A 14,258-nucleotide genomic window follows, 5' to 3' on the forward strand; every position below is an offset into this window, starting at 1 on the left:
TATTTAACACACTCCTTTTCCCTTGATTATCGTAGCTCCTAATGCCGCTTTAAAATGTTCCATTGCCCAATCATGCCCTTGTTGGGAGAAGGAGGCAACTGCATCCTCATAAACTGCTATGCTAAAGCCTTTGTTATATGCATCCACAGCCGTATGAAGCACACATATATCTGTGCATAACCCAACAAGATGAAGTTCTGTTATCCCTCGTTCCCTTAATTTCAACTCCAAATCTGTCCCTGCAAATGCTGAATATCTTGTTTTATCTAGATAATAAATATGTGGAGACTGTTTATTTCTTTCATAAACTTCCCGTAAACTGCCGAATAAATTTCTGCCCGCACTGTTCCTAATATTATGTGGGGGGAACAATGCTCGCTCTGGATGATAATGATCATTTAATTCATGAACATCAATTGCAAACACTGTAAAATCACCGTTTTGTATAAATCTTTCCGTAATGGCTGAAACTTCTCTTTCTATTAATTGCCCCTTTTCCCCGCAAGATAATCGCCCGTCCACGGCAGCAAAATCGAATGTATAGTCAATATTTATTAACGCCTTATTCACCATAGATTATTCCTCCCTTAACTAAAAATTTGCTGATTTAAAATTTTAAAGTTATTTGTAATTAACAATTTACAAATTACTAACCTTAAAGAGAAGGAGGAAAGCTGCTCTCTTTCCTTCTTTTCAGATATTAATGATAAATGGATTCCACTATTTCAAAATCATTAAAAACATACAGCTGTGATGGTCTGAATGAATTCCTTTTCGTTTTTTTCGGCGTTCCGTCTGCATCTAATGCTTTTTCAATGAACGGAAGCTTTGGCGCCTTTGTGAAAAAAACGGAATCATTTGAGATTCTAGGGTCTTCTCCTACCGTCAACAAAACGCGCTGCAGCTCAGACAATGTAAATTCCTTTGGCAAGAAGCTTTTTGCTGCAGTTGTGGTAATCATGTCACGTTTTATAAACATATGGGCATCTGCAATAATTTTTTCGTGATCAAAAGCTAATTTCAACTGAGTTACCTCTTCCATATCAAACAGCTCCACTTCTGCTGCGTCATCGTTCGCCTCGCGCTTTTGAATATATTCCTCAGGAACAATGGCGTAAAAAGCATTGGAAATCATCCAGCCCCGTGGATCTCTTGTGACATTGTCATACACACCAAAATGCTTAATATGCAAACCATCAACATTTGTCTCTTCCTTTAATTCCCTTTTCGCAGCTTCTAAAGCTGTTTCTCCTTTGATTGCATCAACAAAGCCCCCAGGAAGAGCCCATTTTCCGCCCTCAATATTTGGGTTTCCGTCGTTATCCGCGTCTGCCCGCTTTATGAGTAACAGTTTTAATGTCATTATTGGAGGTGCCTTTTCTTCTTTTCTTTCTGAGACGATTGTGAAAATGGCAATATCAGCAGTATAGCCGTCTGGAGTTCGGTACTTTGCCGAATCATAGTTTGCCAGAACTTCTTTTTCTGTTTTATATTTCATGCTTATAAACCCTCTTATCAATCAGTAATTTGTAATTCCATAATTACTTGTTAATGATAATATAACTCCTTTTCCTTCCAAATGCAAGCCTAAAATCAGATCATTTATTTTATATCCACAAAATTAAAATTTTTACAAATAAAGCATTTTCATTTTAGGAATTTTGGCACTAATTAAAATTTTTCAGAAGCAGTGCTTAACTATAATGTTGATGTGCCGAAATAAATCTTAATAAGATTGCTTAACAACGTTAAATAGTTGCAAGTAATCTAAATTTCACTTAAGGAGAAGCATCATGAAAAAAATGAACTTCAAATGGAATTTAAGATCTAAGCTATACACTGCTTTTGCTGTTATTCTTTTACTTCCAACAGTATTAGTAGGATTCCTTTCCTATAACAGCGCAAAACATGAACTGGAAAACAGTTTATTAAAAAGTGCGGAAGAAAATGTAAAGCTTCTTAATTCAAATATAGACAATACCCTTTCCCCAAAGATACATGATGCAAGCTTTTTTGCTGATCTGCTGAATACTGATATGTATGAAGGCGGAGATAATTCTGAAGCATTGCAAAAGTTTACTCAATATATCGGCTTACATCCGGAGGTGCAAACCATCTATATTGGCACAACGGATGGTCAGATGATCTCATATCCTAAAACGGATTTGCCAAGCGATTTTGACCCGCGTGAAAGACCATGGTATCAAGATGGTATGAACAATAATGATGTTGTTGTTACAAGTCCTTATAAAGATGCAAGCACTGGAGAAATGATTGTAACAGTAACGAAAAAGATTGCTGACTCAAGCGGTGTTGTCGCGATTGATATCAACATTCAAAAACTCGAGGAAACAGCAAAAAGCGTAAATATCGGTGAGGATGGTTATGCTATCCTGCTTGATACACAGCAACTGTTCATTGTGAATCCGCTTGAGGAGGCTGGTGCTAAAGCGGAGCAAAGCTATTATAAGAAGATGTTCGAATCAGATAGCGGTATTATAAATTATACTGCTGACAGCGAAAAAAGCGTTATGTATTTCACAACAAATAAGCTGACAGGCTGGAAAGTGGCAGGCACAATGTTTTCATCTGAAACAGAGGACGCTGCTGCCCCAATCCTAAACACGACCTTCCTCGTGATTGCTGCCGCAGTGATTGTTGGCGCAGCCATCGTCATGCTGATTGTACGATCGATTGTTATTCGAGTGAAATCACTCCAACAAACAGCACAGAAAATCAGCAGCGGTGATTTAACAGAAGAAATTCACGTAAAATCAAATGATGAAATCGCCGACCTTACTTCGACTTTCATTGACATGCAGACAAGCTTGCGCGGTTTGTTAAGAAACGTTGAACAAAATGCAGTACATGTTGCCGCCTCAGCAGAAGAGCTGAATGCAAGCGCAGTCCAAACAAGTGAAGCAACAGAACAAGTCGCAGATGCCATCCAAGAGGTAGCAAGCAATGCAGAAAAGCAGACAGCTGGAATGGATGAAAATATTATGTCAGTAGGTAAAATCTCTGCTGGTACAGCATCTATTGCTGAAAGTACTGCAGCTGTTTCGGAATTAACGAGAGCAACTACAGAAAAAGCAGAAGAAGGCGGCCATTCTGTTAAGCAGACTGTCGATCAAATGAACCTAATTCATGCCTCTGTATTAGATTCTAATACAGTAATACGTTCCTTGTATGACCGTTCTAAAGAAATTGGCTCCATACTTGGTGTTATCACAGCAATATCAGAGCAAACAAATCTCCTTGCTTTGAATGCTGCTATAGAAGCAGCTCGGGCTGGTGAGTCTGGGAAAGGTTTTGCTGTTGTAGCAGAAGAAGTTCGCAAACTCGCTGAACAGTCTCAGAATTCAGCAAGCCAGATTTCCGAATTAATTAAGGCAATCCAGCAGGACACAGAAAATACTGTGCAAAAAATGTCTACCGTTGTTGACAATGTGCAAAGCGGGTTGTCTGTTTCGGAGGATGCCATTCAAAAATTCAGCGATATTCTTTCCAGTATGAAAGATATCAATCCGAAAATGGACGTTGTAGCTGACACGATTAAGACTATGCTTACAGTTGTTCAAGTAGTGGAAGGAACGGCCTATGAAGTTTCAGATATTGCCAAAAGCAATGCAGCCTCATCAGAAGAAGTTGCTGCCTCTACACAAGAGCAGCTTGCAGCAATGGAGGAGATTACGTCAGCTTCTCACACTCTGTCTGTCATGGCAGATGAACTTCATGAAATAATTAAGCAATATAAATATTAACAATAAAGACCGCCGCAGATACGCAATCTGCGGCGGTCTTTATTATAGTTTGTTATATTAACTAAGCGGGAGCCTGATTTCAATTGTCGTTCCTTTATTCACAGAACTCTCAATATGAAGATGGCCTTGATGCTGTTCAATGATTTTAATGATCACCATATACCCTAAGCCAGTGCCAGTATCCTTTGTCGTATAAAACGGAAGGCCGAGTCTTTTTATTTGTGCTGGTGTCATGCCAATCCCATTATCCTCTATTTGAATAATCGCTTCTTTATCCTCTGTCACATTTGTGCGAATTTTAATATTTCCCCCATAAGGCAATGCTTCTACACTATTTTTGAAGACGTTCATGAAGACTTGCTTTAATTGATTTTCATCACATTGGACAAAGATATTATCTTGAGCATAGTTTTTTTCTATTAGTATATTGTTCATGTTTGCACTCGCCTGAAAGAGAGAAACTGTCTCATCCATAATTTTCTGCAAATCCTGATTAATGAAATGGACAGCGTGCGGCTTGGACAAAATCAGAAACTCACTAACAATAAAGTTAATGCGCTTTAGCTCTGACATGATAAGGTCATAATGCGACTTTTCCCGAAAGTCTTTTTCCAAATATTGAATAAAACCTTGAATAGTTGTCAGCGGGTTGCGGATTTCATGTGCAACACTTGCAGCCATTTGGCCGACAGCTGTCAGCTTTTCTGAATTTAGCAGCAGCTTTTCTGTATTCTTCTTTTCGGTATAATCTCTGAATTGGGCAAAAGCTCCAACAAGTGTGCCGTTATTCAAGAAAATAGGAAAACAATCAAGCAAAAAAATTAGAGCTTCCTGATCTTTTTCCCGTGTAAAGGTTATTTCTATATCTGTATACGGCCTTTTTGTTAACAAGACATTCTGCAAATATTCACCGAAATACTCCAGGGTTAAATGGCTTGCACCAATAATGTTCTCCTTTTTCCAGCCTGTTATATGTTCAGCATATGCATTGAAGGCAATCAGCTTTCCGCTTTGAGCGGCAACCAATATTCCATTTCTTGTTGTATCCATAATTATTTTGTTTAATATGTTCAGCTCATGGTTTTGTCTGATTAAATCAATTTCCCGTTCAATCGTTTGGTTGACCGTTGACAAAAGGGTCAGCATAAGAGGGCTTGCATGCTCGATATCAGTCATAATGGAAATCGTTCCAAGAACCTTATCCTCTGTCCAGTCGATAATCGGCACAGCATAGCAGGCTTTACGATGGAGATATTCATGGTAATGCTGAGTTCCTACGATTTCTACACTTTTTTTGTGCTTTAACGTCAAGGAAATCGCATCAATGCCGCAATCCTCTTCTGTAAAGCGAACTCCTTCTTTAATTCCGAGAGCTTCAGCATCCCGCATGCTCTGCTCATGACCAAGATTTTTTAACAGATACCCCTCTGCATCACAGACAGAAGCGATTATAGGCATCTCTTTTAACGAATCGAGGAATTTATCGAGAAAATAGATGACCACATCCAAGATTTCCTGGTACTGCATATGCTTTTGTAATAATTCCTCTTCATTTAATCTTTCCGAAAAAACAGTAATAGCGGTAGGCTGCAAGCCATTTTCGCGGAACTTAGCTTTCATTAAATTAAAATCAATAGCTGCTTTCTCCATTATAAATTGCTCCTGTTTCCATCCTTTTATATTAAATGTTAATTTATCACAATAAATAGTGCTTTTCTCACACTTCACTAAAATTATATCATAACAAAAAAAATCCCACATGGAGATGATAAATTCTATAATTTCTAACAAAAATTTGAAAAAACTTTGTTCTATGAAAATATATATTATCATAACTACAGGACTATTTTTTACAATTGGCTATTATTATTAGTAGTGTGCTAATTTAATTTTCAGGAGGGATTAGATGATTAACCAACATACAATTCTGATTATCGGCGGTGATCAGCGTCAGCTGCATGTAATCGAAAAGCTTGCCAAATCAGCTGGACAGATTATATTAACAGGTTTTGAAAATGTACAGCTTGAGTATGCCAATGTATGCAAACAGCATATCTCAGAAGTTGACTTCAGCAGTTTGGACAGCATCCTTTTGCCTATCCCAGGTATCGGCAATGATGGAAAAGCAGAATCCAAGTTTTCCAGTGAAGACATTTATTTGACGGAGGATATGTTCCGCAAAACAAAGGAAAACTGCTGCATTTATTCTGGCATTATCACTCCCTTTTTAGAATACATAAAAAAAACAACCGGACGAAACATTGTGGCTATTTTTGCAAGAGATGATGTTGCTATCTTAAACTCTATCCCGACTGCCGAAGGAGCTTTAAAAATCGCCATTGAAGAAACGGATTACACGATTCATGGCTCTCATGTATTAGTTCTTGGGTTTGGAAGAGTAGGAATGACTGTTGCCCGTCTCTTTTCAAATCTCGGCGCTGTTGTCAGTGTTGCTGTAAGAGAGTCTGCTGACAGAGCACGTGTTCAGGAAATGGGCTTAACACCTGTCTTATTTAAACATTTACCTGATGAGCTTGACCAGCAAAATATTCTGATTAATACTGTTCCCTTTCATGTTTTGACAAAACAGCTGCTTGATAAGCTGTCAGACCAAACATTAATCATCGATCTCGCTTCTCGGCCTGGCGGAACCGATTTTGCTTATGCAAAGGAAAAAGGAATATCTGCAATCCATGCCCTTGGACTGCCGGCAAAGGTTGCACCCGTTACAGCTGGTGAGATTATTGCAGATATCATACTAGAATAATCTATAAAGTTAGGAAAATAATAAAAAAGGGGCAGTGCCCCTTTTCCTTCAATACGGTCCTCTGATGCTGTTTTTTACGTTCTGTTGATAAAAATGGTTAAGCCGCGTTTTTTCCTCCTGTGTAAAAGGTGCTTCATCCAGCGCTGCTAAGTTTGCAAGAATTTGGTTTTCATTTTTGAAGCCTGGGATAATGCAGGACACTTCCTCATGATCAAGTATCCATCTTAAGGCAGCAGATGCCATCGATTGACGTCTATCACCAATCCACGCAATCTGCTCCGTGAGCTCAACACCCTTTGAAAAACCGAGTCCGCTAAAAGTCTCTCCGATATTAAAGGACTCCCCATTTTCATTAAATGCGCGATGATCATCTTTTTCAAAGCGGTGCCCCTGCGTAAATTTGCCTGTTAACAGGCCGCTTGCCAGCGGCAGGCGAACTAAGATACCCGTTCCCTTCTGCTTTGCTTCTGGCAGCAATTTCTCTAGAGGCTTTTGACGGAAGATATTAAAGATAACCTGCAGTGAATCTACCCCTTCATGCTCAAGACACAGCAATCCCTCTTCCACTGTTTCAACACTGACACCATAATGCTTTATTTTCCCTTCCTGCTTCAAACGGTCCAGCACTGCAAAAACTTTACCGTCCTGAAGGATTTCAAGGGGCGGACAATGAATCTGATATAAGTCAATTGCTTCTCTGTTCAAGCGCTTCAAGCTGTTTTCGCAGAAGGTTCGAACATTTTCATAAGTGTAGGTGTCGGCTGCATGAATATCTCCGCCTCGGCAAAATTTTGTCGCAATGTGAATATCCTCTTCCTTCCCCTTAGACACCTTAGCCAGCAATTCCTCACTGTGTCCATTCCCATAGACATCGGCCGTATCAAAGAAATTCACCCCTTCCCCTATTGCCCTGTCAAGCGATTTCAGTGCCTCTTCATCATCCGTTTTCCCCCATGAACCGCCAATCGCCCATGTTCCAAAACTGACCTCGCTTATCTTCAGACCTGTTTTCCCCAGCTCTCTATACTTCATATTAGAGCCTCCTTGTTTCCATTATTTTCGAAACTGTGTTAACTCTTCAGACAGCATTTTGGTTTGACCATAGACCTTCTTGTAGATTCGGTATAATTCTTCATACCTTTTTACATTCTCTTGAATAGGCTCATATTCCTTCACAGTCTGCAACATCGTGTTCGCACACTCCTCTAATGACGAAAACCACCCTGCTCCAACTGCTGCAAGCATGGCCGCTCCCATCCCTGGCCCTTGTTCACTTGATAGCTTCAGGACTTTTGCATTAAAGATATCTGCCTGCATCTGCAGCCACGCTTCATTTTTGGCTCCGCCGCCAATTGAGATAATTGTGTCGATTGTCTTACCGTGCTCTCGAAAAATCTCAATTGATTCATTTAAGGAAAAGGTAATACCCTCCAGTACAGCACGAACAAAATCTCGGCGTTTATGTGTTGCATCTATTCCTATGAAACTGCCCCGAATCAATGCATCTGCATATGGTGTTCTCTCACCTGCTAAATATGGGGTAAATAACAGTCCGTTTGACCCAATTGGAACAAGATTTATTTCTGCCAGCATTTCCTCAAAACCATCATGCTCGGCAAAAGTATCTTTAAACCAGCTCAAGCTGTGACCTGCTGCTAATGTCACTCCCATCGTATAATAGGCATTTTCCTCTCCATGATTGAAGTAATGTACCTTTCCTTGAAAATCCTTCTCTGCTTTTTCTTCATAGGAAAGCACAACACCAGATGTGCCGATGCTGCAAAGTGTTTTCCCACTCGCCAGAATACCTGCGCCGATTGCTCCACAAGCATTATCCGCACCGCCGGCGAACACTTTGCATTCAGGAGACAGCCCTGTTTTCTCCGCAACTTCTGCTGTGACAGTTCCAACAAGTGCATGTGATTCAACAAGCTGCGGACAAAGACTGGCATCAATGCCGAACAATTCACAAAGCTCTGCACTCCATTCTTTTTTACTTATATCTAACAAAAGAGTGCCTGCAGCATCGGAGTATTCTGTATGTATGCTGCCAGTGAGCCTGTACCTGAGATAATCCTTTGGCAGCATGAAAACAGCGGCTTGTTTGAAAAGATCTTCTTCATATTGCTTAACCCATAACAGTTTCGGCAAAGTAAAGCCTTCTAATGCCGGATTTTTTGTGATAGAAAGCAATTTTTCACCAGCCTTTTCCTCAATTAACCGGCACTGCTCTGTTGTTCTCGTATCATTCCAAAGTATCGCGTTTCGCAATACTTGATTTTCCTTATTGAGCAGGACAAGGCCATGCATTTGACCTGAGAAACTTATCCCGTCAATATCCTCTTTCTCCCCTTCGAACACTTCTATGATTTCAGTGAAGCCCTCAAGTGTTTTGTTCACCCACTCCTCAGGGTCTTGTTCACTGTAGCCTGATTTTTCATGGATCAAAGGATACGACTTTGATACCTCATGAGCGACATTTCCGTTTTTATCAACAAGTAAAATCTTTACAGCACTTGTACCTAAATCTACTCCAAAGCAATACTTCATGTCAGATCACCTCATTTAGTCATTTACCTTACCTGTTAAAAAATGTGCTGGTATGATCCCCAGCACATTCTCTCTTTTATACGCGTACTTGCGCTAATGTTTCCAACAAATATTGATTCACAATCGCCTTCAAGCGTTCTTGGCGGCCAGACTTATTTGTCACTTCACCAATTGCAAGAGCATGTTGCTCCAGTTTATGGAGGTTAGTTCTTCCTTCGACGATATCAAGGCCAATTCCTTCCTTAAAGCTTGCATAGCGGTCAGAAATAAAGTCTTCTAGAACTCTATCCTCAATTAGCTTATTGGCAACCTTAAGGCCGATTGCAAAGGAATCCATCCCTGCAATATGTGCATGGAAAAGATCTTCCGCATCAAAAGAGCCTCTGCGCACCTTCGCATCAAAGTTTAAACCGCCTTTGCCAAGTCCGCCATTCAGCAAGATTTCATACATGGCTAAAGTTGTGCTGTATAAATCTGTCGGGAACTCGTCTGTATCCCAGCCAATCAATGTATCACCTTGGTTAGCATCAACAGATCCAAGCATGCCGTTAATTCTCGCTACTCTCAATTCATGCTCAAAAGTGTGACCGGCAAGCGTCGCATGGTTTGCTTCAATATTAAACTTAAAGTGATCCTGAAGATCATATTTCTGCAGGAATGCCAATCCTGTCGCCACATCAAAATCATACTGATGCTTTGTCGGTTCTTTTGGTTTTGGTTCGATTAAGAATGGAGCATCAAAACCGATTTCCTGTGCATAGTCAATCGCCATATGGAAGAAACGGGCTAAGTTATCCTGCTCCAGTTTCATATCAGTGTTCAGCAATGTATCATAACCTTCGCGGCCGCCCCAGAACACATAGTTCTCTGCACCAAGCTCCTTGCCAATTTCAAGGCCTTTTTTCACCTTTGCTGCAGCATACGCAAACACATCGGCGTTATTGGAAGTTGCTGCACCGTGCACATATCTTGGATGTGTAAACATATTAGCTGTATTCCAAAGTAATTTCGTTTTGCTTGTTTTCATATATTCCTTGATCATCGCTACAATCGGGTCAAGATTATCATATGTTTCTTTTAATGTATTTCCCTCTGGTGCAATATCAGAATCATGAAAGCAGAAAAACGGAGCGTTCAGTTTCTCAAATAATTCAAAAGCTGCTTCCACACGGGCTTTTGCCAAATCTAAACCTTTTAAGTGATTCCAAGGGCGGATGGCTGTACCGCTTCCAAACGGGTCCGTTCCATCTGCTGTGAATGTATGCCAATAAGCTACCGAAAAACGGAGCTGCTCTTCCATGGAAACGCCATTTACTATCTCTTCTGGATTATAGTACTTAAAGGAAAAGGGATTTTTCGATGCTGGACCTTCATACCTGATTTGATTGATGTTTTCAAAATACGCCATTGTTAACTGCCTCCTCATTAAAATTATCGATTTTGATATCGCTTACAAAATAAAAGAAAAAGAAAGTCCTATATTCATTTCTCTCTCTATCTTCTTGTTAGCTATGAAGCTATTATATCAGCACAAACTTAGTTTGTCTATTGAATAAATTAAGTTTGTTGCACTTTGTTTGTTTATTAGATAAACTTAATTCAATATTATTAATGTTTTCCGTTATTAATGATAAAATGGGAATATTATTTTTGACAAAAAGGGGGCTAAATGACGTTTATGCCAATCACTTGGAACCAACAGCTTGTAAAAAAGGAAAATAAGTCACTCGTACTTTCACAAATTATCAATCATACTCCACTGTCTCGTGCAGATATCGCACAGCGTTCTGGCCTTAATAAAGGAACCGTTTCCTCGCTTGTAGCGGAGCTGTTAGAGGAAAAATTTATTAATGAATCAGGTCCAGGCGAATCAAGCGGTGGCCGGAGACCAGTAATGCTCCACTTCAACCACGGGGCAGGATACACAATTGGTCTAGATTTCGGTGTCAATTATATACTTGGCGTCCTGACAGATCTCAGCGGCAATATTATTGTACAAAAGAATGTAGCATACAAAAATATTTCCTATGAAGATACAATGAGCCGACTAGTGGAAATTATCACCGCCTTAATAAGCTCTGCCCCAGCCTCTCCTTATGGTATTGTTGGGATTGGAGTAGGCGCACCCGGTATCGTCGATAAGAAAGGAACACTTTTGCTTGCCCCAAACTTAGGCTGGCACGATATTCATTTTCAATCAGAACTGGAGAAAATCTTTCAAGTACCTGTAATTGTTGAAAACGAAGCGAACACTGGTGCCTACGGAGAAAAGCGGTTTGGTGCGGGTCAGCATGCTGATAACTTGATTTATATCAGCGCCGGCATTGGTATTGGTGCAGGAGTTATCATTAACGGTGAGCTTTACAGCGGATTTAACGGCTATTCTGGTGAAGTCGGGCATATGACGATTGATCGAAACGGAGCCAAATGTACATGCGGCAACAAAGGCTGCTGGGAGCTTTACGCTTCAGAACAGGCTTTACTATCAAAAGCAAACAGCAAGAATCTTAAAAAGGAAAGTGACATTTGTTTAGATGATATTTTACTGCTCGCAAAAAAAGAGGACGAACAAGTAATAAATATATTAGAAGAAATTGGTGAGAACTTGGCTGTCGGCATCATTAATATCATCCATGCCTTCAATCCTGAACAAATCATTATCGGAAATCGGCTTGCTTCCTGTAAACAGTGGCTTGAACCAAAGGTAAAGGAAGTTATCAAAGCATATACTTCCCCGTTTAACCAGACAGATATCAGAATTGATTTCTCCGATTTGTCTCTGCCAGTGTCTGCATTAGGAGCGTCTGCTTTTTCAGCAGAAGCATTTCTGAAGGCACAGCTTCAAAGCTAAACACGATAAAAGCGTAAACCAAAAACGGTTCACGCTTTTTTTTACAGCTTATTTGCGGCAAAACATCCATATTCCATTCCAAAACATATCATAGTAACACCCGTCTCCTGTGCGCACAGACGTTATTATGATAATTGGGAATAATCTTTATCAGGAAATCTCATTCTTCCGAATGCTTGCTACGAATTTGCATGAACTTCCAATACGCAACTATGTTCCAAGCCTAAGTCGAATACTTTTCTAATAAATGGTTCTATGCTTGTTGTCGCCAATCCCTGATTTGCGAAAAAAGTAGGAGTTGACAATATCTCTCCATTCCTTGGCATCAGAAAGCTGAACACTTAATCGGTGGAGAACTCCTGTAAATCTCTCTTCATTAATTTTCCCTTTTAGCTTTTGCCAGTCTTGCATCAGCCTCTCTACTTGTTCAACCCCCTCAAAATGGGTGTTATAAATATGCTGAATTACCGTTTCACCAGATTGAAGCACATGCTTATAGGGAACATGGTGAAAGAAAAGCAGCAGCTCATCAGGGCATGTTTCCATAGATTCATATAGTTTATAGTTTTCCTTAAAGTACTGGGACGTGTAGCCTGTTCCGTCTTTAGCTGTACGATTGACACCGATTCCATTGCAGTCAGCAAAATGATAGGTTCCCCAAACCGAATACTCATATCCGTCAATATTCGGCCCATAATGATGGCCGGGATTTACCATCCAGCCGACTCCAAGGGGTGAGGTATATGCTTCGTATATACTCCACGATTTACGCAGCATATCGCATACCTGCAGCATAACTGCTTCATCCGTTCCAAATGTCTGAGCGACCCATTCTTCTGTAATCATCTCCTCCGAATAGTCAGGGTTCCAGGCAAGGCGGCCGTAACCATACAAATTAGCCTGTGCAAGGGTATGTCCCGTCCAGTTCCAATTATCGCCGATGTTCGCTACTGCTGTTATTCCACCATGCTTGTTTCCATAAAGGGAGCCATCGACAGATCTTTTGACAAAAGATTCTTGCCCTTTCGCATAGGTGTCAAAATCCAGTACTTCCTTCCATTGGGGAACAAGATAACATACATGCTTCTGCTGCCCTGTATATTCCTGCGTAATTTGAAACTCTAACATTTGATTCGTGTCAGGCATTGCTCCGAACAGTGGCGAAACAGGTTCTCTCACTTGAAAATCCATTGGCCCATTTTTGATTTGCAGTATTACATTATCTAAAAACATACCGTTTAGCGGCCTAAAATGATCATATGCCGCACGAGCCCGGTCTGTCTTTCTGTCCCGCCAATCCTGAAGGCAGTTATAAACAAAACAGCGCCAAATTACAATACCGCCAAATGGCTGCAAAGCTTCTGCAAGCATGTTAGCACCATCTGCATGATTTCTGTTATAAGTAAATGGACCTGGACGGTGCTCAGAGTCCGCTTTAATGAGAAAGCCACCAAAATCTGCTATTTCATTGTAAATCTCTTGCGCTTTTTCCTTCCACCAGTTTTGCACTTGCGGATTTAATGGATCTGCAGTGGGTAAGCCGTCAAGCTCCATCGGACTGGCAAAATTAATGCTCAAAAATGTTTTAATTCCATACTTCCTAAAAACTGATGCTAGTTTCGCCACTTCCGGCAAATATTGATCTGTTATTAGCTTTGTCTCTGTTTTATGTACATTGACATTATTTACAGCTATGGCATTAATGCCTACAGAAGCTAAAAGTCTGGCATAATCTTTTATTCTCTCTGAATCAGCTAGGATTTGATCATCTTTATAGAAAATAGAGTTTCCTGCATAGCCCCTCTCGATTGAGCCATCCATATTATCCCAATGATTAATCATCCTAAATTCGTTTGTTGGATTCTCTATTGTTTCCATGTTTATATTTGTACCAGTTTGAAGCATTCGCAATAGATGGAATACGGCATAAAGAATACCCTTATCTGTTTTGCCGATTAAATATAAGCATTCCTCCTTATTGTCCATCCGTATGCAAAATCCTTCTTCATTCAATTGAGAGCTCAGCTGCGCTACATCTATTTCCGCTGGTAACTCAGGGCTGTTTATTGTTGCTAAAACAATGGCTGATGTTTGTCTTTGATTGATTGCTGGCGGGGTGCCGACAATGGCTGATAAGCCTCTGTACAGCTCTTCAACCGCTGTTTGTGTTACATCTGTTTTACTGTATTCGGACACATTAATATTCGTAAAAAAAGCTCTCTTTACTTTTGGATTTCTTTCATATTGAAGCCAGCAGCAATATTCTGCATAATCCTTTTCAATAGTCTGCGAAGCACCCATACTTAGCTCTCCTCTCAAGTTTCAT

10 protein-coding genes are annotated in these 14,258 nt (G+C 40.2%); 3 read left to right on the top strand and 7 right to left on the bottom strand.

Features of this window, described 5'->3' with window-relative positions; translation table 11 throughout:
- Positions 1–3: 3 nt before the first annotated feature.
- Complete coding sequence (locus M3600_RS01810) at positions 4–570, bottom strand: cysteine hydrolase family protein (RefSeq protein WP_237942261.1); 567 nt, start codon at positions 568–570, stop codon at positions 4–6.
- 130 nt (positions 571–700) lie between these two features.
- Entirely contained in the window at positions 701–1,498 is a 798-nt protein-coding gene (locus M3600_RS01815) for an NUDIX domain-containing protein (protein WP_233317817.1), read from the bottom strand.
- A 295-nt stretch (positions 1,499–1,793) separates the two neighbouring features.
- Between M3600_RS01815 and M3600_RS01820 the strand changes: the two genes are divergently transcribed.
- Complete coding sequence (locus M3600_RS01820) at positions 1,794–3,764, top strand: methyl-accepting chemotaxis protein (protein WP_251644645.1); 1,971 nt, start codon at positions 1,794–1,796, stop codon at positions 3,762–3,764.
- A 57-nt stretch (positions 3,765–3,821) separates the two neighbouring features.
- Here M3600_RS01820 and M3600_RS01825 read toward each other — a convergent pair whose 3' ends face one another.
- Entirely contained in the window at positions 3,822–5,414 is a 1,593-nt protein-coding gene (locus M3600_RS01825) for an ATP-binding protein (protein WP_237941100.1), read from the bottom strand.
- 256 nt (positions 5,415–5,670) lie between these two features.
- On the opposite strand from M3600_RS01825, the gene dpsA reads away from it, so the two are divergent.
- On the top strand, positions 5,671–6,531 hold the full coding sequence (gene dpsA / locus M3600_RS01830) for a dipicolinate synthase subunit DpsA (RefSeq protein WP_233317824.1): 861 nt from the start codon (positions 5,671–5,673) through the stop codon (positions 6,529–6,531).
- 48 nt (positions 6,532–6,579) lie between these two features.
- On the opposite strand, the gene M3600_RS01835 is transcribed toward dpsA, so the two are convergent.
- From M3600_RS01835 to xylA, 3 genes are all read right to left on the bottom strand, one after another.
- On the bottom strand, positions 6,580–7,563 hold the full coding sequence (locus M3600_RS01835; protein WP_233317826.1) for an aldo/keto reductase: 984 nt from the start codon (positions 7,561–7,563) through the stop codon (positions 6,580–6,582).
- Between the two features lie 21 nt (positions 7,564–7,584).
- Positions 7,585–9,081 carry a xylulokinase gene (gene xylB / locus M3600_RS01840; protein WP_237941099.1) on the bottom strand — a complete coding sequence of 499 codons (1,497 nt, stop codon included), beginning with the start codon at positions 9,079–9,081 and terminating at the stop codon, positions 7,585–7,587.
- Positions 9,082–9,157: 76 nt separating this feature from the next.
- On the bottom strand, positions 9,158–10,489 hold the full coding sequence (xylA, locus tag M3600_RS01845; protein ID WP_237941098.1) for a xylose isomerase: 1,332 nt from the start codon (positions 10,487–10,489) through the stop codon (positions 9,158–9,160).
- Between the two features lie 261 nt (positions 10,490–10,750).
- Here xylA and M3600_RS01850 point away from each other — a divergent pair, with 261 nt between their 5' ends.
- Positions 10,751–11,932: an ROK family transcriptional regulator gene (locus M3600_RS01850; RefSeq protein ID WP_237941097.1), complete on the top strand. Its 1,182-nt coding sequence runs from the start codon at positions 10,751–10,753 to the stop codon at positions 11,930–11,932.
- Positions 11,933–12,172: 240 nt separating this feature from the next.
- Here M3600_RS01850 and M3600_RS01855 read toward each other — a convergent pair whose 3' ends face one another.
- Positions 12,173–14,233 carry an alpha-glucuronidase family glycosyl hydrolase gene (locus M3600_RS01855; RefSeq protein WP_251644646.1) on the bottom strand — a complete coding sequence of 687 codons (2,061 nt, stop codon included), beginning with the start codon at positions 14,231–14,233 and terminating at the stop codon, positions 12,173–12,175.
- Positions 14,234–14,258: the final 25 nt, after the last annotated feature.

The sequence above is a fragment of the Niallia sp. MER 6 genome, assembly GCF_023714395.1.
Classification (GTDB): Bacteria; Bacillota; Bacilli; order Bacillales; family Cytobacillaceae; genus Niallia.

What these genes read in the sequence shown, in the direction of transcription:
- xylB (WP_237941099.1), bottom strand. Translation starts at nt 9,081, where the DNA reads ATGAAGTATTGCTTTGGAGTAGATTTAGGTACAAGTGCTGTAAAGATT.
- M3600_RS01815 (WP_233317817.1), bottom strand. Translation starts at nt 1,498, where the DNA reads ATGAAATATAAAACAGAAAAAGAAGTTCTGGCAAACTATGATTCGGCA.
- M3600_RS01825 (WP_237941100.1), bottom strand. Translation starts at nt 5,414, where the DNA reads ATGGAGAAAGCAGCTATTGATTTTAATTTAATGAAAGCTAAGTTCCGC.
- M3600_RS01835 (WP_233317826.1), bottom strand. Translation starts at nt 7,563, where the DNA reads ATGAAGTATAGAGAGCTGGGGAAAACAGGTCTGAAGATAAGCGAGGTC.
- M3600_RS01820 (WP_251644645.1), top strand. Translation starts at nt 1,794, where the DNA reads ATGAAAAAAATGAACTTCAAATGGAATTTAAGATCTAAGCTATACACT.
- M3600_RS01855 (WP_251644646.1), bottom strand. Translation starts at nt 14,233, where the DNA reads ATGGGTGCTTCGCAGACTATTGAAAAGGATTATGCAGAATATTGCTGC.
- dpsA (WP_233317824.1), top strand. Translation starts at nt 5,671, where the DNA reads ATGATTAACCAACATACAATTCTGATTATCGGCGGTGATCAGCGTCAG.
- xylA (WP_237941098.1), bottom strand. Translation starts at nt 10,489, where the DNA reads ATGGCGTATTTTGAAAACATCAATCAAATCAGGTATGAAGGTCCAGCA.
- M3600_RS01850 (WP_237941097.1), top strand. Translation starts at nt 10,751, where the DNA reads ATGACGTTTATGCCAATCACTTGGAACCAACAGCTTGTAAAAAAGGAA.